General features: G+C 69.9%; 21 protein-coding genes. 9 read left to right on the plus strand and 12 right to left on the minus strand.

Translation table 11 applies throughout. The features are described from left to right. Positions 1–3: 3 nt before the first annotated feature. From ACI2JZ_RS04220 to ACI2JZ_RS04235, 4 genes are read left to right on the plus strand one after another with little or no spacing between them, the layout of a single operon-like run. A complete protein-coding gene (locus ACI2JZ_RS04220) occupies positions 4–951 on the plus strand; it encodes an ABC transporter permease (RefSeq protein WP_247955953.1) in 948 nt (315 codons plus the stop codon). After that, positions 948–1,820, plus strand: a complete 873-nt coding sequence (locus ACI2JZ_RS04225; RefSeq protein WP_372491556.1) for an ABC transporter permease — start codon at positions 948–950, stop codon at positions 1,818–1,820. Before ACI2JZ_RS04220 ends, ACI2JZ_RS04225 begins: the two co-directional genes overlap by 4 nt. Then, positions 1,817–2,608, plus strand: a complete 792-nt coding sequence (locus ACI2JZ_RS04230) for an ABC transporter ATP-binding protein (protein WP_404596596.1) — start codon at positions 1,817–1,819, stop codon at positions 2,606–2,608. Before ACI2JZ_RS04225 ends, ACI2JZ_RS04230 begins: the two co-directional genes overlap by 4 nt. Further along, complete coding sequence (locus ACI2JZ_RS04235; RefSeq protein ID WP_404596597.1) at positions 2,605–3,396, plus strand: ABC transporter ATP-binding protein; 792 nt, start codon at positions 2,605–2,607, stop codon at positions 3,394–3,396. The genes ACI2JZ_RS04230 and ACI2JZ_RS04235 overlap by 4 nt, the downstream gene beginning before the upstream one ends. Here ACI2JZ_RS04235 and ACI2JZ_RS04240 read toward each other — a convergent pair. The 3 genes from ACI2JZ_RS04240 to ACI2JZ_RS04250 are packed head-to-tail and all read right to left on the minus strand — an operon-like array spanning position 3,390 to position 5,513. Continuing rightward, positions 3,390–4,010: a GNAT family N-acetyltransferase gene (locus tag ACI2JZ_RS04240; protein ID WP_247632465.1), complete on the minus strand. Its 621-nt coding sequence runs from the start codon at positions 4,008–4,010 to the stop codon at positions 3,390–3,392. The genes ACI2JZ_RS04235 and ACI2JZ_RS04240 overlap by 7 nt on opposite strands. Before the next feature lie 4 nt (positions 4,011–4,014). Then, positions 4,015–4,728: a uracil-DNA glycosylase gene (locus ACI2JZ_RS04245; RefSeq protein WP_247624701.1), complete on the minus strand. Its 714-nt coding sequence runs from the start codon at positions 4,726–4,728 to the stop codon at positions 4,015–4,017. 2 nt (positions 4,729–4,730) lie between these two features. Then, positions 4,731–5,513, minus strand: a complete 783-nt coding sequence (locus ACI2JZ_RS04250; protein ID WP_247955949.1) for an SDR family oxidoreductase — start codon at positions 5,511–5,513, stop codon at positions 4,731–4,733. A gap of 147 nt (positions 5,514–5,660) precedes the next feature. Here ACI2JZ_RS04250 and ACI2JZ_RS04255 point away from each other — a divergent pair, with 147 nt between their 5' ends. Both ACI2JZ_RS04255 and ACI2JZ_RS04260 read left to right on the plus strand, forming a co-directional pair. After that, a complete protein-coding gene (locus ACI2JZ_RS04255) occupies positions 5,661–6,983 on the plus strand; it encodes a bifunctional o-acetylhomoserine/o-acetylserine sulfhydrylase (protein ID WP_247632468.1) in 1,323 nt (440 codons plus the stop codon). Between the two features lie 107 nt (positions 6,984–7,090). Beyond that, positions 7,091–8,299 carry a homoserine O-acetyltransferase gene (locus tag ACI2JZ_RS04260; RefSeq protein WP_247632469.1) on the plus strand — a complete coding sequence of 403 codons (1,209 nt, stop codon included), beginning with the start codon at positions 7,091–7,093 and terminating at the stop codon, positions 8,297–8,299. Positions 8,300–8,323: 24 nt separating this feature from the next. Here ACI2JZ_RS04260 and ACI2JZ_RS04265 read toward each other — a convergent pair whose 3' ends face one another. Genes ACI2JZ_RS04265 through ACI2JZ_RS04275 form a run of 3 tightly spaced genes read right to left on the minus strand, consistent with a single transcriptional unit; the run spans position 8,324 to position 10,966 of the window. After that, a complete protein-coding gene (locus tag ACI2JZ_RS04265) occupies positions 8,324–8,932 on the minus strand; it encodes an NUDIX hydrolase (protein ID WP_404596599.1) in 609 nt (202 codons plus the stop codon). Positions 8,933–8,941: 9 nt separating this feature from the next. Further along, on the minus strand, positions 8,942–10,171 hold the full coding sequence (locus tag ACI2JZ_RS04270; RefSeq protein ID WP_404596600.1) for an MFS transporter: 1,230 nt from the start codon (positions 10,169–10,171) through the stop codon (positions 8,942–8,944). A 9-nt stretch (positions 10,172–10,180) separates the two neighbouring features. Beyond that, on the minus strand, positions 10,181–10,966 hold the full coding sequence (locus tag ACI2JZ_RS04275) for an AraC family transcriptional regulator (protein ID WP_404596601.1): 786 nt from the start codon (positions 10,964–10,966) through the stop codon (positions 10,181–10,183). 48 nt (positions 10,967–11,014) lie between these two features. Between ACI2JZ_RS04275 and ACI2JZ_RS04280 the strand changes: the two genes are divergently transcribed. Beyond that, positions 11,015–11,470: a DUF2000 family protein gene (locus ACI2JZ_RS04280; RefSeq protein ID WP_404596602.1), complete on the plus strand. Its 456-nt coding sequence runs from the start codon at positions 11,015–11,017 to the stop codon at positions 11,468–11,470. Between the two features lie 14 nt (positions 11,471–11,484). On the opposite strand, the gene ACI2JZ_RS04285 is transcribed toward ACI2JZ_RS04280, so the two are convergent. The 3 genes from ACI2JZ_RS04285 to ACI2JZ_RS04295 form a co-directional block, all read right to left on the minus strand. Further along, a complete protein-coding gene (locus ACI2JZ_RS04285) occupies positions 11,485–11,796 on the minus strand; it encodes a thiamine-binding protein (protein WP_247622837.1) in 312 nt (103 codons plus the stop codon). A gap of 109 nt (positions 11,797–11,905) precedes the next feature. Next, complete coding sequence (locus ACI2JZ_RS04290) at positions 11,906–13,138, minus strand: hypothetical protein (RefSeq protein ID WP_404596603.1); 1,233 nt, start codon at positions 13,136–13,138, stop codon at positions 11,906–11,908. Next, a complete protein-coding gene (locus tag ACI2JZ_RS04295; protein ID WP_404596604.1) occupies positions 13,135–13,968 on the minus strand; it encodes an NAD(P)H-hydrate dehydratase in 834 nt (277 codons plus the stop codon). Before ACI2JZ_RS04295 ends, ACI2JZ_RS04290 begins: the two co-directional genes overlap by 4 nt. 56 nt (positions 13,969–14,024) lie before the next feature. Between ACI2JZ_RS04295 and ACI2JZ_RS04300 the strand changes: the two genes are divergently transcribed. Continuing rightward, positions 14,025–15,092 (plus strand): NADH:flavin oxidoreductase/NADH oxidase, encoded by a 1,068-nt coding sequence (locus tag ACI2JZ_RS04300; RefSeq protein WP_404596605.1) that lies wholly within the window; start codon positions 14,025–14,027, stop codon positions 15,090–15,092. A gap of 72 nt (positions 15,093–15,164) precedes the next feature. Here the strand turns inward: ACI2JZ_RS04300 and ACI2JZ_RS04305 are convergent, their stop codons facing one another. The 3 genes from ACI2JZ_RS04305 to ACI2JZ_RS04315 form a co-directional block, all read right to left on the minus strand. Then, a complete protein-coding gene (locus ACI2JZ_RS04305) occupies positions 15,165–16,226 on the minus strand; it encodes a hemolysin family protein (protein ID WP_247622842.1) in 1,062 nt (353 codons plus the stop codon). Then, on the minus strand, positions 16,223–17,539 hold the full coding sequence (locus tag ACI2JZ_RS04310) for a hemolysin family protein (protein WP_404596606.1): 1,317 nt from the start codon (positions 17,537–17,539) through the stop codon (positions 16,223–16,225). Before ACI2JZ_RS04310 ends, ACI2JZ_RS04305 begins: the two co-directional genes overlap by 4 nt. Positions 17,540–17,667: 128 nt before the next feature. Continuing rightward, the gene (locus tag ACI2JZ_RS04315; RefSeq protein WP_404596607.1) at positions 17,668–19,122 is read right to left on the minus strand and encodes a GuaB1 family IMP dehydrogenase-related protein; all 1,455 of its coding nucleotides are present in this window, start codon (positions 19,120–19,122) and stop codon (positions 17,668–17,670) included. A gap of 158 nt (positions 19,123–19,280) precedes the next feature. Between ACI2JZ_RS04315 and ACI2JZ_RS04320 the strand changes: the two genes are divergently transcribed. Then, positions 19,281–22,967: a multifunctional oxoglutarate decarboxylase/oxoglutarate dehydrogenase thiamine pyrophosphate-binding subunit/dihydrolipoyllysine-residue succinyltransferase subunit gene (locus ACI2JZ_RS04320; protein WP_247955938.1), complete on the plus strand. Its 3,687-nt coding sequence runs from the start codon at positions 19,281–19,283 to the stop codon at positions 22,965–22,967. Positions 22,968–22,994: the final 27 nt, after the last annotated feature.

The raw sequence follows: 22,994 nt of genomic DNA on the forward strand, positions 1-22,994 counted from the left end.
TCCGTGATCCGTTACGCGCTCGTTCGAGGAGCCCTGCTCATCGCAGGGCTCCTCGTCGCGAGCGCCCTCATCTTCCTCACCCTGCGCGTCTTCCCGGGTGATGTCGCCCAGCTCATCGCCGGCACCCAGGCATCGCCGGCCGAGGTCGAAGCGCTGCGCGAATCGCTCGGCCTGAACCGGCCGCTCCTGTCGCAGTACACCGACTGGATCGGAGGCATCTTCCGCGGAGACCTCGGCACGTCACTGCTCTCCGGCGCCTCGGTCGGTGAAGAGCTCCTGCTCAAGGCGCAGGTCACGGTGCCGCTCGGGCTGATGTCGCTCCTCATCGCCGTCGTGATCGCGATCCCCTTCGGCATCCTCGCCGCGCTGGCTCGCGGACGGCGCGCCGGCACCGCGCTGAGTGTCGGCGCGCAGACCCTCGCCGCCGTCCCCGTCGTCTGGGCCGGCATGATGCTCATCGTCGTCTTCTCGGTCTGGCTCGGGTGGTTGCCCCCGCAGGGCTTCCCCCGCACCGGGTGGAGCACGCCCGGCGAGGCCATCGAGGCGCTCCTCCTGCCGGCTCTCACGATCGGGATCGTGGAGGGTGCCATGCTCATGCGCTTCGTGCGCAGTGCGACCCTGCAGGCGGCCGGCCAGGACTTCGTCCGCACGGCGGCGGCCAAGGGACTCACGCGTACGCAGGCGCTGATCCGACACGGCATCCCCGCCGTCGGGCTGTCGATCATCACGGTGCTCGGCCTGCAGGTCGCCGGCATCATCGTGGGCTCCGTCGTGATCGAGCAGCTGTTCACCCTCCCGGGAATCGGACGGATGCTGGTGGCGGACGTCGGCACCCGCGACCTCATCAAGGTGCAGAGCGAACTCCTCGTGCTCACCGGCTTCGTGCTCGTGATCGGATTCCTGGTCGACCTGCTCCACCGTACGATCGACCCGCGCCAGAGGGAGGCATGATGGCTCCGCTGTGGCTCCGCCGCCTGTGGGCGACCCCGACGGGCGCCTTCGGCCTGATCGTCGTCGCCCTCATCGGCCTGACAGCCCTCGTCGCGCTGTTCTGGACGCCGTTCGACCCGCAATCCTCGACCATCAGCGACCGGTGGCTCGGTCCGAGCTGGCCGCACCTCCTGGGCACCGACGACACCGGGCGCGACATCCTGAGCCTGATCATGGCGGGGGCGCGCACGACGGTGTTCGTCAGCATCGGTGCCGGAGTCGTCGCCACCGTCGTCGGCATCGCCCTCGCCGCGCTCGGCGCCCTCACCGCCCGGTGGCTGCGCGAGACGATCGCGGTTCTGGTCGACATCCTGATCGCCTTCCCGGTGCTCCTCATCGCGATGATGATCTCCTCGGTCTGGGGCGGCTCCCTCTGGGTCGTGATCTGGGCCGTGGGCATCGGCTTCGGCGTGAACATCGCGCGCGTCACCCGCCCCGAGCTGCGGAGGGTGCAGCAGAGCGACTTCATCCTCGCGGCGAAGGCATCCGGCCTCACCCCCGCGCAGAGCCTGCTGCGCCACCTCCTCCCCAACGTCGCTCCGGTGTTCATCGTGCAGCTGTCGTGGTCGATGGCCGTCGCCGTGCTGGCCGAAGCCGGACTGTCGTACCTCGGCTTCGGCGCGTCGGTCGTCGAGCCCAGCTGGGGCCTGCTGCTCGCCGACCTGCAGCGCTACATCGGCGTGCACCCGCTCTCGGTGATCTGGCCGGGTCTCACGATCACCCTCACGGTCCTCGCCCTGAATCTCCTCGGCGACGCCCTGCGCGAAGCCACCGACCCCACGCTGCGCCACCGCCGCGCCGAGACGCACACCCCCGGAGTGGTCGCATGAGCCTCGTCGTCGAAGACCTGACCGTCGAGATCGACGGGCGTCGCGTCGTCGACGGCGTCTCGTTCGAGGTCGCAGACGGCGCCCGTCTGGGCCTGATCGGCGAGTCCGGGTCGGGCAAATCGCTCACCGCTCTCGCGATCCTCGGGCTCCTGCCCGACGGCGCGACGGCGGCGGGCAGCATCCGCTGGAACGGCACGGAACTGATCGGGATGCCGGACCGCGAGCTCGCCCGACTGCGCGGTGACGAGATCGGCATCGTGTTCCAGGAGCCGCGCACCGCCCTCAATCCGATCCGCACGGTCGGTCGGCAGATCGCCGAGGCGATCCGTATCCACGAGGGCATCGGGCGACGCGAAGCGCGCGCACGCGCGGTTCAGGAAGCCGTCCGCGTGCGGCTCCCCGATCCGGAGTCGATCGTCGATCGCTACCCGCACCAGCTCTCCGGCGGCCAGCGCCAGCGCGTCGCGATCGCGATGGCACTCGCCTGCCGCCCGCGCGTGCTCATCGCCGACGAGCCGACCACGGCGCTCGACGTCACGATCCAGTCCGAGATCCTGGCGCTCCTGCTGCACCTCGTCGAGGACGAGGGCATGTCGCTCGTCTTCATCACCCACGACCTCGCCGTCCTCGCACAGGTCGCCACCGAGGGCGTGGTTCTCGAACACGGGCGCGTCGTCGAGTCCGCTCCGGTCTCGACGCTGCTCACCGCACCGAGCTCGCCGATCACGCAGGGGCTGCTCCGCGATGCGACGGCGACGCTGTGGCGCCCGGACGGAGGCATCGCATGAGTCTCGTCGAAGCGCGCGGGCTGACCCGCGAGTTCATCGTCCCGAAGCGCTCGCCCCTCGAGCGCACACGTCGGCAGACGGCGCTCGAGCCGACCGACCTCGACATCATCGAGGGCTCGTCCGTCGGGATCATCGGCGAGTCCGGTTCGGGGAAATCGACACTGGTGCGCCTGCTGCTGGGCCTCGACAGACCGACATCGGGGACGGTGACCGTCGACGGACGGCGCGTGGACGCCTCGGCATCCGCGACGTCCCTCCGGTGGCTGCGCCGACAGACGGGACTCGTCTTCCAGGACCCCTACGCCTCCCTCGACCCGCGCATGACCGCCGGGCAGATCGTTCGTGAGCCGCTGTGGGCTCTCGGCATCGACGGCGATCATCGGGCGCGTGTGCGGGAGGTGCTCGCCCGGGTCGGGCTGGAGCCCGATGCCGGCGACAGATATCCGCACGAGTTCTCCGGCGGGCAGCGACAGCGCATCGCGTTGGCTCGCGCGATCGTGCACGGCCCCCGCATCCTCATCGGCGACGAGCCGCTCTCGGCCCTCGACGTGACAGTACGGGCGCAGATCCTCGAGCTCCTCGTCGATCTGCGACGGACGACCGACCTCACCCTCGTACTCGTGTCGCACGACATCGGTGTGGTGCAGAGCCTCAGCGACACCGTGGTGGTGATGAAGGACGGCCGGATCGTCGAGCGCGGCACGACCGGCGACGTGCTCCTGCGCCCGCAGCACGACTACACGAAGGCTCTGCTGGCCGCGATCCCGGTCATCCCGCGCGATCAGTGACCGCGACCGGCGGCGAGGAACCGACGGCGGCGCGCGACCGGTCTCAGCGCGCGCTTCATGTACACGGTGCCGAGCTCGCGACCGAACTTGTGGCCGACCCGGGCCATGCGCCCCGCCTCCACGAAACCGAGGCGAGCGTGCAGACGGATCGACGCCTCGGCACCGCTGTCGCTGATGACCGCGACCATCTCGCGGATGCCGAACTGCTCGCAGGCGTCGATCAGCGCCTGGAGCAGCGCGCCACCGAGGCCCTTTCCGCCGGCACCAGGGCCGAGATAGATCGAGTCCTCGACCGTGTAGCGATAGGCGTTCTTGCCCGCCCAGGGCTGCGCGAGCGCATAGCCGATGACCACCCCGGAAGGTGACACCGCGACGAGGAACGGGAGCCCGAGCCGATCCAGCAGGGCGAACTTGTCGCGCCAGTACGGGATGCTGCTGCTCTTCTCGTCGAGCGTGACGGCGGAGTTGCTCACGAAGTGGTTGTAGATCTCGCGCACGGAGGGCAGATCACCGGGCCGGGCGGGACGGATCGTGTACGAGAAGATCTCGGGGGCCGCCGCAGGACGCAGGTGGCGCGGAAGGATGCGACGTCGGTCCCCCGGTTCGAACTGCATGCGCTCAGCTTAGGGATCCGGGGCGTTCGCCCTCTACCCGCCAGTCGATCGGCGCCGCTCCCAGGCCCTCGAGCAGCTCGTTCGCGCGGGAGAACGGGCGGGACCCGAAGAAACCGCGACGCGCCGACAGCGGCGAGGGGTGGGCCGACGCGATGACCGGCGTCGCCCCCAGGAGCGGACGCAGGTTCTCGGCGTCCTTGCCCCACAGGATCGCGACGAGCGGGCGGTCGCGCGCGACGAGCGCCCGGATCGCGGCTTCGGTGACCTTCTCCCACCCCCACCGCCGGTGCGAGCCCGCCACGCCCGGCTGCACGGTCAGCACCCGGTTGAGCAGCAGCACCCCCTGATCGCTCCACGCCGAGAGGTCGCCGTGCGGCGCGGGCGGGATGCCGAGATCGCTCTCCCGCTCGCGGTAGATGTTGGCGAGGCTGCGCGGCAGCGGCCGCACGTCGCGGTCGACCGCGAACGAGAGTCCGATCGGATGACCGGGGGTCGGATAGGGATCCTGACCGGTGATGAGAACCCGCACATCGGCGAGCGGTCGCCGGAACGCCCGGAGCACGTTCGCGCCGTCCGGAAGGTATCCACGCCCCGCCTGCACCTCGCCGCGCAGACGCTCGCCCAGGGCGGTGATGTCGTGCTGCACGGGCGCGAGCGCCTCCGCCCATCCCGGGTCGATCTCGCCATCCGCGGCGAGCTCGGCGAGGGTGCGGGGCATCGTCATTCGGCGGAGCGCACGCGCAGCGGTCCGCGCGCCAGCAGGTGCTGAGCCGACTGCGCGACCGGACGCATCGTGACGAGGTCGAGGTTCACATGCCCCGGCGCATCGAGCGCGTAGGCGATGACGTCGGCGACGTCTCCGGCGACGAGCGGAGCCTCGACCCCGGCGTAGACGGCTTCGGCTGCGACGGAGTCCCCGCCGAGACGGTTGAGGGTGAACTCCTCGGTGTGCACCATTCCCGGGGCGACCTCGACCACGCGGATCGGCTCGCCGTTCAGCTCCTGACGGAGCACCCGGACGAGCATCGCCTCGGCGGCCTTCGCCGCGTTGTACCCCGCTCCGCCCGCATACGCGGTCTGGGCCGCCGTCGACGTCACGAACACCGTGTCGGCGTGGCCGTCGGCTGCTGCGGCGCGGCGCAACAGCGGAAGCAGGCCCTTCACGAGCCGCTGCGTCGAGAGCACGTTCGCGTCGAACATCCACTGCCAGTCCTCGACCGAGGCATCCTCGATGCGGTCGGTCCCGCGCGCTCCCCCGGCCACCTGCACGAGCGCGTGCACGGGGCCGCTGGCCTCCAGCTCGGCGATGAGGGCATCGACGGCGGCGGAGTCGGTCAGGTCGCAGGCGATGGCGGATGCCCCGGTCTCGGCCACGAGGGCGGTGAGGCGATCCTCCCGCCGCGCGACGCCCACGACGTCCCATCCGCGCGAGCGGAGCTCCCGCACCGTCGCCGCCCCGATCCCCGAGCTCGCTCCCGTCACAACTGCACGTCTGTTCACCATGCCTCCACCGTACGATGTTCCGCGGTTTTTCGCCGATCGGGACTGTTACGTCACATTTCCCACTCATTGTTGACAGGAGGGAACATTCCGTACTCTCGCTGAAACGGCATCCGCCATCCGACCATCGATCGTTCCAGGGGGAACAACATGTCCGCACCCGAGACCTGGCGTTTCGAGACCAAGCAGATCCACTCCGGCGCTGCGCCCGACCCGGTGACGAAGGCACGTGCCACGCCGATCTACCAGACCACGTCGTACGTGTTCGACAGCGCCGACCACGCGGCGAACCTCTTCGCCCTGGCCGAGTTCGGCAACATCTACACCCGTATCCAGAACCCGACGCAGGACGTCCTCGAGCAGCGCCTCGCGGCCCTCGAGGGAGGCACGGGAGCACTGGTGCTCTCGAGCGGCCAGGCGGCATCGACCTTCGCGATCCTGAACATCGCCGAGGCCGGCGACCACTTCGTCGCCTCGAGCTCGATCTACGGCGGCACCTACAACCTCTTCAAGTACACGCTCGCCAAGCTCGGCATCGAGGTCACGTTCGTCGAGAACCAGGACGACCCCGAGGAATGGCGCCGCGCGGTCCGCCCGAACACCAAGCTGTTCTTCGCCGAGACGATCGGCAACCCGCAGATCAACGTCCTCGACATCCGCGCCGTCGCCGACGTCGCCCACGCCAGCGGTGTGCCGCTCATCGTCGACAACACGATCGCCACCCCGTACCTGATCCGTCCGTTCGAGCACGGCGCCGACATCGTGATCCACTCGGTCACCAAGTTCCTCGGCGGCCACGGCACGACGATCGGCGGCGTGATCATCGACGGCGGTTCGTTCGAGTGGTCGAAGAACGTCGAGAAGTTCCCGGGGCTCACCGTTCCGGACCCCTCGTACCACGGGGCCAGCTACACGACCGCGGTCGGCGACCCGCTCGCGTACATCATCAAGGCCCGCGTGCAGCTGCTCCGCGACCTCGGATCCGCGATCGCCCCGCAGAGCGCGTGGAACCTGATCCAGGGCGTCGAGACGCTGTCGCTGCGCATCGAGCGCCACGTGCAGAACGCGCAGGAGATCGCCGAGTGGCTCGACGGACGCGACGACGTCGCGACCGTCAACTACTCGGGGCTGCCGTCCTCCCCCTGGTACGCCAAGGCCAACGAGTACGCGCCCAAGGGCGTCGGAGCGGTGCTGTCGTTCGAGCTGAAGGGCGGTGTCGAGGCGGGTCGCGAGTTCGTGAACAGCCTCTCGCTGTTCAGCCACCTGGCGAACATCGGCGACGTGCGCTCGCTCGTCATCCACCCGGCATCGACCACCCATGCGCAGCTCACCCCCGAGCAGCAGCTCACGGCGGGCGTCACGCCCGGCCTGGTGCGCCTCTCGGTCGGCATCGAGAACGTCGACGACCTCAAGGCCGACCTCGACCAGGCCCTGGCCGCTGCCCGTCGCGTCTCGGAGGCCGCTCGCGCCTGACGATTCGTCCACCACGGATGCCTCGGACTCCCGGAGTCCGGGGCATCCGTGTCTTCCGACGGCGTAACGTTCGCCGCCCGACCCGCAGGTCACGCGAGAATGGAAGCATGGACTGGCAGACGACCTCTGAAGACACGGTGCCCTCGGCGCTCGTGACGGAGGCCGACGTCCGGCTCCTCCGCGCGCGACCTCCGGCGACCGGTGCCTGGCGCGACGGCGATCCCGTAGGCGGACGCCGCTTCGCGCGGTCCGGCGTATTCCGGACCGAGAGCGGGGCCGAGCTCCCCAGCATCCGCATCGCCTACGAGTCGTGGGGCGAGCTGAACGCCGCGGGCGACAACGCGGTGCTCGTGCTGCACGCCCTCACCGGCGACAGCCACGTGCGCGGCGAGGCCGGTGCGGGGCATCCGACCGCCGGATGGTGGGAAGAGCTCACAGGTCCCGGCGCGCCCCTCGACACCGACCGCTGGTTCGTCGTCGCCCCCAACATGCTCGGCGGCTGCCAGGGCTCGACCGGACCCGCGAGCGTCGCCCCCGACGGCTACGAATGGGCCTCGCGCTTCCCGTACCTGACGATCCGCGATCAGGTCGCCGCTCAGGTGCGCCTCGCCGATGCCCTGGGAATCGACACGTGGGCCGCGGTCATCGGCGGCTCGATGGGCGGTATGCACGCGCTCGAGTGGGCGGTGACGCATCCGGAACGGGTCGAACGGCTCGCCGTGCTCTCGTCGCCTCCCGTGACCACCGCCGACCAGATCGCGCTCAACACCGTGCAGCTCGAGACGATCCGCATGGATCCGCGTTTCCAGGGCGGCGAGTACTACGACCTCGGCGACGGCGACGGCCCGCATCGGGGTCTGGCCCTCGCCCGGCGGATGGCTCTGCTGAACTACCGCAGCCCGATCGAGCTCAATCAGCGGTTCCAGCGCTCCTGGCAGTCGGGGGTCTCACCGCTCGGGCACGGCGGGCGCTTCGCCGTCGAGTCGTACCTCGACTTCCACGGCAACAAGTTCACGCGCCGCTTCGACGCGAACAGTTACATCACGCTCGTCGAGGCCATGAACTCGCACGACGTCGGGCGCGACCGCGGCGGCGTGGAGGAGGCTCTGCGCACCGTGACCGCGACGACGCTCGTGCTGGGGATCGACAGCGACCGCCTCTTCCCGGTGGACGGCCAGCACCGCATCGCCCGGAGCATCCCGAACACCCTCGACGGCCACGACGCGGTCGTGCTGAACAGCGACTTCGGGCACGACGGGTTCCTCATCGAGAACGAGGCCGTGGGCGCTCACCTGCGGCGACTGCTCGACAGCTGACGCCCCGACGGCCCACTCGCCGGCTCACTCCTCGACGAACCGCCACGGGAGTCCCCCGGTCAGCAGACGACCCTGCTCCCAGGCGAAGTCGCGCCCGGTATCCGTCGGGATGACGCGCGTTCGGAACAGGGCCGGTGTCGACGGCGCGGCGAGCGCGGAAGCGGCGTCCGTGACCGCGATCAAACCGTGGAGTGTCATCCACGTCGGCGGGAACAGAGTCCACTCCCCCGTCGCGTGCCGTTCGAGCGCCTGTGCCGGCGTCGTCCAGGCGTACTCGACGACCTCGTCGGGCGACGGGACGGGCGTGGCATCCGGTGCCGCAGCGAGGAAGAACCACGTCCGGATCCGCGTGGCCGCCTCGGCGGGCGGATGCCACTGCGACATCGCCGACAGACCGGCGATCTCGAGGCCGACCTCCTCCTGCGTCTCTCGGATGGCGGCGCGTCGCGCGTCGTCGATCTCCGCGGAGCCGCGTCGCCGATCGTGTTCCTCCACCTTGCCGCCCGGGAAGACCCACGCGCCCGCGAAGGAACCCCGCTCGGGCCGACGGATCACCAGCACCTCGAGGCCGCCGGTCGAGTCACGCACCAGCACGGCCGTTCCGGCCACCGGAAGAGCATCGGGGATGAGCATCCCCTCACCCTACGACGATGCGCCCACCAGGGCAGCGGAGCGACGAGCCTCGACGCGGTACGAGAGCAGCGCGATCAGCAGACCGGCGATCGCGAGCACGGCGCCGGTCCACGCGGGAGCCGTGAAGCCCCAGCCGACGGCGATCACGACGCCACCCAGGAACGCCCCGAGGCTGTTGCCGATGTTCAGCGCCGAATGGTTCATGGCCGCGGCGATCGACTGATTGTCTCCGGCGACGTCCATGAGACGGGTCTGGATCGTCGGGCTCAGCACCGACGACACGAAGCCGACGATGAGCACCAAGAGGCTCAGCGAGATGATCCAGAACGAGAACACGGCGAGCAGGGCGAAGACGACCGCCATCGCCGCGAGTCCGAACAGCAGCGTGCGCCGCAGATCGATGTCGGCGAGATGACCGCCCACGACGTTTCCGACCGTCATGCCGATGCCCATGAGCACCAGAACGATCGGCACCACCCACTCCGGTGACCCGGCCACCTCGGTCACCAACGGGGCGATGTAGCTGTACACGGCGAAGAACCCGCCGAAGCCGATCGCGCCGATGCCCAGCGTGAACCAAACCTGCCGGATGCGGAAGACGCCCAGTTCCTGACGCATCGTCCGGCCGGGGGAACCCGGGTGCTCGGGCACGAAGAACACGATGCAGATCGTCGCGAGGGCGAAGACGAGGGCGACGACGCCGAACGCGGCGCGCCATCCCCAGGCCTGGCCGAGGAACGTGCCGAGCGGAACCCCGACGACGTTCGCGACCGTGAGGCCGGTGAGGATGAAGGCGACGCCCTTGGCGCGGTTGCCCGGCCCCATGACGTCGGCCGCGACGAGAGCGCCGATGCCGAAGTAGGCCCCGTGCGGGAGGCCGGCGAGAAAGCGCGACGCCCCGACCAGCTCGAACGTCGGCAGCACCACGGTGAGGGCGTTGAAGACCGTGAGCGCGATCGCCAGGACGATCATGACGCGGTGCCGCGGGAAGCGCGCGACGAAACCGGCGATGGTCGGCGCGCCCACCACGACGCCGAGCGCATACAGCGAGATGAGCCATCCGGCCTGGCTCAGCGCATCCTCCTGGCTCGAGGCCCAGAGGGAGGGAAGCAGGTCGGAGGCGATGTTCGGGAGCAGGCCCATGACGACGAACTCGGTCATGCCGATGCCGAAACTGCCGATGGCGAGAGAGAGGAGCGCCCTCTTCGCCGCACCCCTCGATTCAGTCGAGGGATTCACCGGTCCAGCCTACCGGCCCGCCGACGGCCCGAAGGCACCGGGGGTCGTCCCGAGCACGCGCCGGAAGTGTCGCGTGAGATGGGCCTGATCGTGGAACCCGGCCTGCGCCGCGGCGTCGGACGGTCGGATGCCGTCGACCAGGAGCCTTCGCGCGAGATCGATGCGTCGGCTCAGCACGTACTGATGCGGCGCGATGCCGTACGTGCGCGTGAAGGAACGCGTCAAATGGCTCGGATGCGCTCCCCATGCGGTGGCGATCTCCGAGAGGGTGAAGGACTCCGTGAAACGATCGTCGATGAGCGCCCGGAGGCGGCGAGCGAGCGGCGTGTCGCGAGAGGCAACGGTCGATGACCCGAGATGGGCGAGGATGCGCCCTCTCAGCGCGAGCGTCCACTGCTCGGCGGCGAGCAGGTCACCGGGCAGGGCGAGTGCGGCGTGGATGCGTCGCGCCGCCGCCGTCGCTCGCGGGTCGCGCACCGTCGGGTGGACGACCGACCTGCCCACCGCCTCGGCGGGGAGCCACGCCGGATCGAAGTACACGACACGTTTGCGATAGATGCGACCGTCCACGGTCGAACGCCCGTCGTGCGGGACGCCCGGGGGCAGCAGCGTCACCGCACCCGGCGCGGCGATGTGCGACGAACGATCGAGACCGTAGGCGACCGCTCCCTCGTCCACGAGCATCGCCGTCCAGACGTCGTGGGCGTGAAGCGGGTACGCGTGCTCGAAGGAGGCGTGATACACCTCCCGCACCGCGGGCACCTCGGGATGCCAGGCGTGCACGCGATCGACCATGCAAGAAACGTACAAGACGCCGCGGGCTTCCGGCGCGATCGTGGATACATGACCACCGCACTGCCGACGAGCATCCCCGCTGAACAGACCGCCCGCTTCGACACGAAGGTCGTCGTCCTCCTCGGCGACGACCTCGCCGCCTGGCAGGAGCTCAACGTGACCGCTTTCCTGATCTCCGGCATCACCGTGAGTGCACCCGATCTCACCGGCGGACCCTACCGCGACCGCGACGGCACGACGTATCTGCCGATGCTGCGTCAGCCCGTTCTCGTCATGACCGGGAACTCCGATCTCCTGCGCTCGGTTCGCGATCGTGCCTCCTCCCGAGACGATGTCGCGCTCGCGGTCTACACCCGCGAGCTCTTCGCGACAGGGCACGACGATGCCAATCGCGCCGCCGTCGCGGCCGTCGCAACGGCCGACCTCGATCTCGTGGGGCTCGCGCTCCGGGGTCCGCGCAACGCCGTCGACCGCATGCTCAAGGGCGCCCGCATGCACGCCTGAACGACGTGTGCGTTCTACTCGGCCTCGTCGATCGCACGCTCGAGACGCTCGATCTTGCCGTCGAGCTCGCCGGTGAAGCCGGGGCGGATGTCGGCCTTGAGCACCAAGGACACGCGCGAGCCGAAGGGCATGACCGCCTCGGTGGCGCGCTTGACGACGTCCATCACGGTGTCCCAGTCGGGGCCCTCGATCTCGGTGAACATGCTCGTCGTCCGGTGCGGCAGCCCGGACTCGCGGACGACGCGCACGGCGGCGGCCACGGCGACGTGGACGGAGCCGTCTTCGCGGCCGGTGCCGGAGGGAGCGACGGAGAAGGCGATCAGCATGGGGAACCTCGTGTCTCTTCGATGGCGGTGGGAGCGACTTCTCGGCCGGCGGGGTCCGAGCCGAGCATCGAGGCGAGGACCTGCGCGACCGCCGCTGCCACACGATGCATCATAGGCTCCGGTCCTCGCCGTCGACGGGAGTGAGCACGACGGCGCGGATGCCGAGCACGAGGAGGACGACGAGCAGGAGGTTGCGCACCGACAGCACCACGATCGGCAGCACCTGCCCCTGCAGCAGCGCATCGTAGCCGAGCGGATAGACGAGGCAGGTGAGGACGCAGAGCGCGAGCACCACGACCGCGGGCAGGACCGCCCTCGCCCGGTCGAACACGAGCCAGAGGATCACGGGCGCGATCAGCCAGACCTGGAACTGCGGGGAGCCGACCTTGTTGGTCACGATGAGCGCCGCCACGAGCGAGAGCGCGAGCGGTGGGAGCAGCCGGGCGAACGCGGCCCCGCGCATCGCCTTCCAGCCCGAGAGCGCGAGGATGCCGGCGACCACCGCGACCATGACTCCGGAGAGCGCCGTGGCGACGACGTCGGCACCCGGCGCGGCGACCTGGAACGTGAGGATGTCGAAGCTGTACTCGATGCGCGCGGAACCGCCGAGGACCGCCCACAGGAAAGGCGTCGCGGCGACCGCCTCGATCTGCAGACCGCGTCCGCCCTGCTCGGTGAGGAAGCCGAAGAGATGCTCGTGCGCTCCGAGCAGCAGCAGACCGGCGATGACGGCCGTCGTCACCACCAGAGCCGCGACGATCATGCGCAGCCGACGGCGCCCGGCGATCAGTGCCGCGAGCAGCACCGCTCCGGGCCAGATCTTGATCCACGCGCCGATCGTCAGGAGGGCTGCGGCGAGCGCGGGGCGCGAGACGAGCCAGAGACCGGCGATCACGACGATGGGCAGGGTGACGGCATCCAGCCGGTAGAGCGCGATCGGCCCCAGCAGCAGCAGCGCGGCGCTCCAGAACCATGCGGCGGTGCGACGCGGTGCCGACCGCGAGCGCCCGAGCAGCACGGCGAAGGCGAGCGCGTCGAGAGCGGTCACGAGGATCGCCCAGGCGACGAGGTATGCCCCGGAGACGCCGAGGAGTCCGACGAACGGCACCGCCATCGCCTTCACCAGGAGGATCGGCGCGAGGGCGAGCTGCGGGTACACCCAGGTCTCGGTGATCCCGACGATCGGTCCGCCGCTCACTGCCGCCGTCGCCCAGGGTTCGTAGACGAGCACCACATCGCCCATCGGCTGACTCGGGTAGACCCACCCCAGCCACGCGGTCAGGGCATGGACCGCGACGAAGACGACCCAGAGCGCGATGAGTCGTTCCGCCCCCTGCTTCACGCCAGCACGTCCGCGATCGCGCGCGGCAGGGCCTGCGCGACGTCCGACGCGACGATCGGATGCCCCGGCTCACCGTTCGCGCTCCCGGAGGCGATCCGTGCGGCGTAGCCGTGCAGCCACGCTCCCGCGGCGGCGGCCTCTTCCAGAGGAGCACCGGGGTTCGCGGCGAGCAACGCACCGAGCACTCCGCCCAGCACATCGCCCGTGCCCGCCGTGGCGAGCCAGCCGGTCCCCGCCGCGACGGCGATCGCTCCCCCGTCGGGCGTCGCGATCAGTGTGCGTGCGCCCTTCAGCAGCACGGTGACGCCGAGCGCACGAGCGACCTCGGCGGCGCCGCCGGCGCGATCTTCCTCGGCAGAGGCCAGACGCAGGCGCGCACGCAGTTTCGAGAACTCCCCCGCGTGGGGCGTCAGCAGTACAGGAGCGGTCGGGCGATCGACGAGGTCGAGTGCGCCGGCGTCGACCACGACTCGGGTGCTCCCGGTCAGCAGGGCGCGCAGCGCCGCTTCCTCGTCGGCGCTGCGATGCGCGGCATCCGTCCCCGACCCGATCACCCAAACGTCCACCCGCGTGCGCCCGACATCGCTCCCCGTCACCGTCTCGGGACGACGAGCGAGCACGGCGGCCGACACCCGGCCGTCGCCGACGAAGCGCACGAACCCCGCGCCGGTGCGCCATGCGGCCTCGACGCCCAGCACCGCCGCGCCGGGGTATGCCGCAGAGCCGGTGCGCAGTGCCACGACACCGCGCGAGTACTTGTCGTCGTCGGCTGACGGCACCCGGAACAACCGCGCCGTATCGCTGCGGGACCACTCGCGAACCTCGACCATGACTCCACGTTAGTGCGACGGCCCTCGGGCCGTGCGAGCGACGGTAGCGTCGAACGGTGAGCATTCTCTTCTCTCCCCTGAGCATCCGTTCCGTCGAGTTCTCCAACCGTCTCTGGGTGTCGCCGATGTGCATGTACAGCGCGATCGACGGTGTGGTGCAGGAATGGCATCACACGCATCTGGCGCAGTTCGCCTCCGGCGGCGCCGGGCTGATCGTCGCGGAGGCGACCGCCGTGGTTCCCGAGGGCCGCATCTCACCGCGCGACGTCGGACTCTGGAACGACGAGCAGCGCGATGCGTGGGTGCCGATCATCCGGGCGATCCACGAGCGCGGCTCGCTCGCGGGCATCCAGCTCGCCCACGCCGGCCGCAAGGCTTCGACCTGGTGGCCCTGGGCGGAGCTGCGCGGATCGGTTCCGGTCGCCGACGGCGGCTGGACCACGACCGCGCCGTCCGCCCTCGCGTTCGAGGGATTCGCCGAGCCCGAGGCCCTCGATGCCGAGGGGATCGAACGCGTCGTCACCGGCTTCGCCGATGCGGCCCGTCGCGCGCTCGACGCCGGGTTCGATGTGCTGGAGATCCACGGCGCGCACGGCTACCTCGTGCACCAGTTCCTCTCGCCGCTGTCGAACCGGCGCGATGACGACTACGGCGGCTCGCTCGAGAACCGCGCTCGCCTGCTGCTACGCATCCTCGATGCGGTGCGCGACGTCGCGGGTCCCGGAGTCCCCGTGTTCGTGCGCATCTCGGCCACCGATCACGCCGAGGGCGGATTCACCGCCGACGAGGCGACGCAGGTCGGGGAATGGGCGACCGCGCACGGCGCGGACCTCATCGACGTCTCCAGTGGCGGTCTCGTCGCCCACCAGCAGATCAGCGTGTTCCCGGGATACCAGGTGCCGCTGGCCGAGACCGTCCGCCAGGGCGGTCGCATCCCGGTCTCGGCAGTCGGTCTGATCACCGCCGCCGAGCAGGCGGAGCGGGTGCTCTCCGACGGCGCCGCCGATGCGATCTTCGCGGGACGCGAGTGGCTGCGCGACCCGCACTTCGGCCTGCGCGCCGCGCACGATCTCGGTGTCGACGTCGCCTGGCCCCCGCAGTACGACCGCGCGCGCTGGCGCTGAAGCCCCGCGGCCGATCCGCGCACGATGAAGGCCGCCGACCCGTGATCGGGTCGGCGGCCTTCGTGTGCATGATCAGTGCCCGCGGACGCGACGCGTCGCGTCCTGCACCTCTCCGACCAGCTCCTCGAGGATGTCCTCCAGGAAGAGCACGGCCGTGGTCTCGCCCCGGGCATCGCGCACCTTGGCCAGGTGACGGCCGGCGCGGCGCATGACCGCGAGGGCGTCCTCGAGGTCGGTGTCCTCCTGCACCGGCACCATGTGGTGGATGCGCTTGGCGGGAAGCGGCTCGACCATCTTCACCTCGGCATCCGGGCCATCCGAAGCTCGGAGGATGTCCTTCAGGTGCACGTAGCCGATCGGCGCACCCTCGGTGTCGACGATCACGTAGCGGGAGAACCCGTATCGCGCGACCGCCTTCTCGATGTCGTCGGGGGTCGTCGTGGCCGGCAGCGTGACGAGGTCGCCCAGCGGGACCGCGACATCGCGCGCCTTCTTGTCGGTGAACTCGACGGCGGCGGCGACGGTCCCCGCGGTGTCGGTGAGCACCCCTTCGCGGCGCGACTGGTCGACGATCGTCGCGACCTCCTCGAGCGTGAACGTCGAAGCCGCCTCGTTCTTGGGCTCGACGCGGAAGAGTCGCAGCACACCGTTGGCGGCCGCGTTGAGCAGCCAGATCACCGGCATGAACACCTTCGACACCCACACGAGCGGGGTTGCGAGGATCAGCACGGCGCGGTCCGGCACCGAGAACGCGAGGTTCTTGGGAACCATCTCGCCGAACACCACGTGCAGGAACGACACGATCAGCAGGGCGATGGTGAACGAGACCGCATCGACGGCGCCGTCGGGCCACCCGAGCGCGTGCAGCGGCACGGCCAGCAGATGGTGGATCGCGGGCTCCGAGACGTTCAGGATCAGGAGCGAGCAGATGGTGATGCCCAGCTGCGAGGTCGCGAGCATGAGCGTCGCGTGCTCCATGGCGTACAACGCCGTCTTCGCGGCGCGCGATCCCTGTTCGGCACGCGGCTCGATCTGCGAGCGGCGTGCCGAGATCACCGCGAACTCCGCGCCGACGAAGAAAGCGTTCGCGACCAGCAGCACGACGAGCCAGGCGAGTCCTCCCCAATCGCTCATCGGGTCACCTCCTCATCCGCATCGACGGGTCTCGGAACGAAGCGGATGCGGTCGACCCGGCGGCCGTCCATGCGGACCACCTGCAGCATGCCGCTGTCGAGCGACACCTCGTCGCCGACCGCGGGGACGCGCTCGAGGACGCTCATCACGTAGCCGCCGACCGTGTCGTACACATCGCCCTCCGGCACGTCGATCCCGGCGCGGCTGCGCAGCTCGTCCGGGCGCAGTTCGCCCGGGAAGGTGAGACCGTCGCGCCCGCGGATCACGCCGGCGCGCGTGCGATCGTGCTCGTCCGACACCTCGCCGACGATCTCCTCGACGAGATCCTCGAGGGTGACGAGACCGGCGGTCCCGCCGTACTCGTCGACGACGACCGCGAGTTGGTAGCCCCGGGCACGGAGCTCGGAGATGAGACCGTCGATGTGCACGGTCTCGGGAACGCGCAGGGGGTCGGTCGCGAGCGCGCCGACCGGCACTTCGGCGCGACGGTCGCGCGGCACCGAGATCGCTGCCTTCAGGTGCACGACCCCCATGATGTCGTCGAGATCGTCGTCGTACACGGGGAACCGGCTGTGCCCCGTGCGACGGGCGAGCTGGATGACGTCGTCCGCCGAATCCCCGGCCGCGATCGCGTGCATGCTCGGGCGTGCGGTCATGACGTCCGCCGCCGTGAGGCGCGAGAACGTCAGGGTGCGGTCGAGCAGGGTCGCGGTGTCGGCTTCGAGCACACCGGCGCTCGCCGATCGGCGCACGAGCGAGGAGAGCTCCTCGGCGCTGCGCGCCCCGGAGAGTTCTTCCTTCGGCTCGATGCCCATGCTGCGCAGCACGCCGTTGGCGCTGCCGTTGAGCACGACGACCGCGGGCTTGAAGACGGTGGTGAAAGCGACCTGGAACGGAACCACGAGCTTGGCGGTGGCGCGCGGCAGGGCGAGCGCGAAGTTCTTGGGCACGAGTTCGCCCAGGATCATCGACAGCACCGTGGCGACGAACATCGCGACGACGGTGGCGATGGGCGCGACGGCGGGCTCCGGAATGTGCCAGGCGACCAGGGTTGGCCGCAGCAGGTTCGACAGCGCCGGCTCCATCGTGTAACCGGTCAGCAGTGTCGTGAGCGTGATGCCGAGCTGAGCCGACGAGAGATGCGTCGAGGTGTGCTTGAGAGCACCGATCGTGAGGGCGAGTCGGGATTCACCGCGCGCCTGTCGCGCTTCGAGATCCGCGCGGTCGAGATTGACCAGTGCGAACTCGCTCGCGACGAACAGACCGGTGCCGATCGTGAGCAGGAGCCCCACGCCCAACATGACGTAGTCCATCAGAGGTTCCTCTCCGGTGGGAGAGGGGGACGGTGGGGCGATCTACTGCAACTGGGAGGGTCGTCCATAGTGTGGACGATTCTACCGAATGCGCTCGCGCGCGGTCGCGTCACCCGCGCGCGATTCCGCTACCAGCTCACCGGCAGCGCCTTGCCCTCTTCGTAGCCCGCGGCCGACTGCAGACCCACCAGCGCGCGATCGTGGAACTCCGGGACGGAGGATGCTCCGGCATAGGTGAACGACGAGCGCACGCCCGAGGTGATCATGTCGAGCAGGTCCTCGACGCCCGGCCGCAGCGGATCGAGGTAGATCTTCGACGAGGAGATGCCCTCGGCGAAGAGTTCCTTGCGCGCCCGCTCGTAGGCGTCGAGTCTGCCGAAGCGGGCCTGCACCGCTTTGGTCGACGCCATCCCCCAGGACTCCTTGAAGATGCGCCCCTCGGCGTCGCGCTGCAATTCGCCCGGAGCCTCGATCGTCCCGGCGAACCAGGAGCCGATCATCACGGATGCCGCGCCCGCGGCGAGCGCCAGGGCGACGTCGCGCGGGTACCGGACCCCTCCGTCCGCCCAGACGTGCGCACCGAGTTCGCGGGCCGCCTGCGCCGTCTCGAGCACCGCCGAGAACTGAGGGCGGCCGACGGCGGTCATCATGCGGGTCGTGCACATCGCGCCCGGGCCGACGCCGACCTTGAGGATCGAGGCTCCGGCATCCACGAGATCGTGCACGCCGTCGGCGGTCACGATGTTCCCGGCGACGATGGGGAGCCCGAGGTTCAGATCGGACACGGTGCGCAGGGCGCGCAGCATCCCGTCCTGATGGCCGTGCGCCGTGTCGAGCACGAGCACGTCGACCCCGGCGCCCGCGAGCGCGGTCGCCTTCGCGGCGACGTCGCCGTTGATCCCCACCGCCGCGGCGACGGTGAGCCGTCCGTCGGCATCGAGTGCGGGGCGGTAGAGGGTGGAGCGCAGGGCGCTGCGCGCGCTCAGCGTCCCGACGAGGTGCCCGTGGTGCACGACCGTGACCATCTCGGCACCGGCCTCGGTGATCACGTCGAAGGCGTGCCGTTCGGATCCGATGTCGTCGGCGTCGATCGACGGCGTCCCCCGATGCACGAGGTCGCCCAGCTGCGCGTCCGGCAGAGCAGTCGCCAGCCGATTCGCGGGAAGGATGCCGAGGATGTCCTCGACGCCGATCGGCGCGGCACCGTGCGCGACCACGATCCCGTGCCCCGGCGCGGCGGGAAGGAGCCGGAGGGCGTCGGCGACCGATGCGTGGGGCGGCAGGACGAGAGCCGTGTCCCACAGCACCGGCTGCGCCTTCACATCGCGGATCGCCGCGTCGAGATCCTGGAGGGGCATGTCCTGCGGCAGCACCCCGAGACCTCCGCGTCGCGCCATCACCGCGGCCAGGCGCGGCCCGGTCACGGAGTTCATGTTCGACGCCACGAGAGGCAGGGTCGCGGGCGTGCCGTCCTGCGGCGCCAGGTCGACCTGGAGCCGGCTGGTGACCGACGATCGTCGCGGCACGAGGAACACGTCGGAATAGGTCAGATCGACGGTCGGCTGCGCACCTGAGAACTCCATGACTCCACGGTATCGAGATCGAGCACTCCCTGGGCATGGCGTCGAAGATTCGCACCGGGAAACACGTTAGGCTTGTCGATCGAGAGTGTGCGGACCTGGGCGCATCCTGCGTCCCGCGAGCACTGTGAATCTTCAGCGATGAAAGAGGGCGATCGAGCGTGTCGAACCAGGTGACCGGCGTCGGGGGCGACGGGGGGTTCGGAGCCAATTCCTGGCTCGTCGAAGAGCTCTACGAGCAGTTCAAGGTGAACCGCGATTCCGTCGACAAGGAATGGTGGCCGATCCTCGAGAAGTACCACTCCGAGAACGCCGGTGCGACGGCCCCCGCCAGCACCCCGGCGGCCGAGCAGCCCGCCCACCCGGTGACGGCCCCGATCCCCGTGATCGGATCGCAGCCCGTGGCGCGCACGACGGCGAAGCCGGCAGCGGCGGCTCCGATCCCGGCGCAGGCGCCCAAGCCCGCCGCCAAGGACCCGTCCCCGGCCCCCGCGGACGAGGCCGAGGAAGACAAGGTCACCGTCCTCCGAGGCATGCCCAAGACCCTCGCGGCCAACATGGACGAGTCGCTCACCGTCCCCACCGCGACGAGCGTCCGCACCATCCCCGCCAAGCTGATGATCGACAACCGCATCGTCATCAACAACCACATGGCGCGCACCCGAGGCGGAAAGATCAGCTTCACCCACCTCATCGGCTGGGCGCTCATCCGCACGCTCGACGAGTTCCGCAGCCAGAACGTGTTCTACGCCGAGGTCGACGGCAAGCCCTCCGTCGTCGCCCCCGCGCACGTCAACCTCGGCATCGCGATCGATCTGCCGAAGCCCGACGGCACGCGCGCCCTCATGGTGCCGAGCATCAAGCGCGCCGACACCATGACCTTCACCGAGTACCTCTCGGCCTACGAAGACCTGGTCACCCGCGCGCGCAACAACAAGCTCACCGCCGGCGACTTCCAGGGCACGACGGTCTCGCTCACGAACCCGGGCGGCATCGGCACGGTGCACTCCGTCCCGCGTCTGATGAAGGGCCAGGGCTGCATCATCGGCGCCGGGGCCCTCGAGTACCCGGCCGAGTTCCAGGGCGCGAGCGAGAAGACGCTCAACGAGCTGGCGATCGGCAAGACGATCACGCTCACCAGCACCTACGACCACCGCGTCATCCAGGGCGCGGGATCGGGCGAGTTCCTCAAGAAGGTGCACGAGCTCCTCATCGGGCAGCGCGGCTTCTACGACGACATCTTCGCGGCGCTGCGCATCCCGTACGCACCCATCCACTGGAACCCCGACATCGCCGTCGACCTCGCCGAGCGTGTCGACAAGCAGTCCCGCGTGCAGGAGCTCATCAACTCCTTCCGCGTCCGCGGCCACCTCATGGCCGACATCGATCCCCTCGAGTACCGCCAGCGCTCGCACCCCGACCTCGAGATCGAGAGCCACGGGCTCACCTTCTGGGACCTCGACCGCGAGTTCGTCACCGGTGGCTTCGGCGGACGTCGCGTCGCGAAGCTGCGTGACATCCTCGGAGTCCTGCGCGACTCGTACTGCCGCACGCTCGGCATCGAGTACATGCACATCCAGGACCCGGAGCAGCGCCGCTGGTTCCAGGAGAAGGTCGAGGTCAAGTACCAGAAGCCCGGCCACGACGAGCAGCTGCGGGTCCTCCGCAAGCTCAACGAGGCCGAGGCGTTCGAGACCTTCCTGCAGACGAAGTTCGTCGGCCAGAAGCGCTTCTCGCTCGAGGGCGGCGAGTCGCTCGTCCCGCTGCTCGATGAGATCCTCCAGGGTGCCGCGACCGCCGGCCTCGAGGGCGCCGCCATCGGTATGGCGCACCGCGGCCGCCTCAACGTGCTCACGAACATCGCCGGCAAGACCTACGGCCAGGTGTTCCAGGAGTTCGAGGGCACCCAGACCCCGGGCAACCAGCGCGGCTCCGGTGACGTGAAGTACCACCTCGGCACCGAGGGCACCTTCGTGGCCGACGACGGATCGGAGCTCCCGGTCTACCTCGCCGCCAACCCCTCGCACCTCGAGACCGTCGACGGCGTGCTCGAGGGCATCGTCCGTGCGAAGCAGGACCGCAAGCCGATCGGCACGTTCGCCTGGCTGCCGATCCTCGTGCACGGCGACGCGGCCTTCGCCGGTCAGGGCGTCGTCGTCGAGACCCTGCAGATGTCGCAGCTGCGCGGTTACCGCACCGGTGGCACGATCCACGTCGTGGTGAACAACCAGGTGGGCTTCACCACGACCCCGAACGACGGCCGCACCTCGGTGTACGCCACGGATGTCGCGAAGACCATCCAGGCGCCGGTCTTCCACGTGAACGGCGACGACCCCGAAGCCGTGATCCACGTCGCGCAGCTCGCCTTCGAGTACCGCGAGCGCTTCCACCGCGATGTCGTGATCGACCTCGTCTGCTACCGCCGTCGCGGTCACAACGAGGGCGACGACCCCTCGATGACGCAGCCTCTGATGACCGACCTGATCCAGGCCAAGCGTTCCGTGCGCCGTCTGTACACCGAGTCGCTCGTCGGTCGCGGTGACATCACCGAGCAGGAGTACGACGAGGCCAAGGCCGACTTCCAGAACCGGCTCGAGATCGCGTTCGCCGAGACGCATGCCGCCGAGACCGGGGCCACCCCGATCGCGCCCGAGCTGCCGCCGGTCGACGGCCAGGTCGGCGCACCGGATGTCACCGGTGTCGCGGGTGAGGTCATCCAGCTCATCGGCGATGCGTTCGTGAACAAGCCCGAGGGCTTCACCGTGCACCCGAAGATCCAGCAGCTGCTCGAGAAGCGCCTCGACATGAGCCGCAACGGAGGCATCGACTGGGGCTTCGGCGAGCTGCTCGCGTTCGGATCGCTCCTCGTCGAAGGCACCCCGGTGCGTCTCGCGGGTCAGGATGCGCGCCGCGGAACGTTCGTCCAGCGCCACGCCACCCTCCACGACCGTGCGAACGGCCAGGAGTGGCTGCCGCTCTCCAACCTCTCCGACGCCCAGGGCCGCTTCTTCGTCTACGACTCCCTGCTCAGCGAGTACGCGGCGCTCGGATTCGAGTACGGCTACTCGGTCGAGGCCCCCGAGGCCCTCGTCCTCTGGGAGGCGCAGTTCGGCGACTTCGTCAACGGCGCCCAGTCCGTGATCGACGAGTACATCTCGGCCGCCGAGCAGAAGTGGGGTCAGCAGTCCAGCGTCACCCTGCTGCTCCCCCACGGCTACGAGGGCCAGGGGCCCGACCACTCGTCGGCACGCATCGAGCGGTTCCTGCAGCTCTGCGCCCAGGAGAACATGATCGTCGCGCGTCCGTCGACGCCGGCCTCGTACTTCCACCTGCTGCGCCGACAGGCGTACGCCCGTCCGCGCAAGCCGCTGATCGTCTTCACGCCGAAGGCCATGCTGCGTCTGCGCGGCGCGACCAGCCCCGTCGAGGCGTTCACGCAGGGGCGCTTCGAGCCGGTGATCGATGATGACCGCGCTCTCGACCGCAGCGCCGTCAAGCGCGTGCTCGTGCACTCGGGCAAGGTCCACTGGGATCTGCGCGCCGAGCTCGAGAAGAACCCGAACCCCGAGGTAGCGCTCGTGCGTCTCGAGCAGCTCTACCCGACGCCGATCGACGAGCTCAAGGCCATCACCGACTCGTACCCGAACGCCGAGCTCGTGTGGGTGCAGGAGGAGCCGGAGAACCAGGGCGCCTGGCCGTTCCTGGCACTCGCGTTCGCGGACGTTCCCGGGGACCGCGCATTCCGACCCGTCGCTCGCGCCGCGTCGGCATCGCCCGCGACCGGGTCGTCGAAGGTGCACGCCGCCGAGCAGGCCACGCTCCTGCGCGAGGCGCTGACCACGGCCTGACGTTCACTCGTACGCAGAAGGGCCCCC

Origin of the sequence: Microbacterium sp. NPDC087868 (assembly GCF_044900755.1) — a bacterium.
Taxonomy (GTDB): domain Bacteria; phylum Actinomycetota; class Actinomycetes; order Actinomycetales; family Microbacteriaceae; genus Microbacterium; species Microbacterium galbinum.

Coding starts and splice junctions, on each gene's coding strand:
- ACI2JZ_RS04225 (WP_372491556.1), top strand. CDS start 948: ATGATGGCTCCGCTGTGGCTCCGCCGCCTGTGGGCGACCCCGACGGGC.
- ACI2JZ_RS04230 (WP_404596596.1), top strand. CDS start 1,817: ATGAGCCTCGTCGTCGAAGACCTGACCGTCGAGATCGACGGGCGTCGC.
- ACI2JZ_RS04235 (WP_404596597.1), top strand. CDS start 2,605: ATGAGTCTCGTCGAAGCGCGCGGGCTGACCCGCGAGTTCATCGTCCCG.
- ACI2JZ_RS04240 (WP_247632465.1), bottom strand. CDS start 4,010: ATGCAGTTCGAACCGGGGGACCGACGTCGCATCCTTCCGCGCCACCTG.
- ACI2JZ_RS04245 (WP_247624701.1), bottom strand. CDS start 4,728: ATGCCCCGCACCCTCGCCGAGCTCGCCGCGGATGGCGAGATCGACCCG.
- ACI2JZ_RS04250 (WP_247955949.1), bottom strand. CDS start 5,513: ATGGTGAACAGACGTGCAGTTGTGACGGGAGCGAGCTCGGGGATCGGG.
- ACI2JZ_RS04255 (WP_247632468.1), top strand. CDS start 5,661: ATGTCCGCACCCGAGACCTGGCGTTTCGAGACCAAGCAGATCCACTCC.
- ACI2JZ_RS04260 (WP_247632469.1), top strand. CDS start 7,091: ATGGACTGGCAGACGACCTCTGAAGACACGGTGCCCTCGGCGCTCGTG.
- ACI2JZ_RS04265 (WP_404596599.1), bottom strand. CDS start 8,932: ATGCTCATCCCCGATGCTCTTCCGGTGGCCGGAACGGCCGTGCTGGTG.
- ACI2JZ_RS04275 (WP_404596601.1), bottom strand. CDS start 10,966: ATGGTCGATCGCGTGCACGCCTGGCATCCCGAGGTGCCCGCGGTGCGG.
- ACI2JZ_RS04280 (WP_404596602.1), top strand. CDS start 11,015: ATGACCACCGCACTGCCGACGAGCATCCCCGCTGAACAGACCGCCCGC.
- ACI2JZ_RS04285 (WP_247622837.1), bottom strand. CDS start 11,796: ATGCTGATCGCCTTCTCCGTCGCTCCCTCCGGCACCGGCCGCGAAGAC.
- ACI2JZ_RS04295 (WP_404596604.1), bottom strand. CDS start 13,968: ATGGTCGAGGTTCGCGAGTGGTCCCGCAGCGATACGGCGCGGTTGTTC.
- ACI2JZ_RS04305 (WP_247622842.1), bottom strand. CDS start 16,226: ATGAGCGATTGGGGAGGACTCGCCTGGCTCGTCGTGCTGCTGGTCGCG.
- ACI2JZ_RS04310 (WP_404596606.1), bottom strand. CDS start 17,539: ATGGACTACGTCATGTTGGGCGTGGGGCTCCTGCTCACGATCGGCACC.
- ACI2JZ_RS04315 (WP_404596607.1), bottom strand. CDS start 19,122: ATGGAGTTCTCAGGTGCGCAGCCGACCGTCGATCTGACCTATTCCGAC.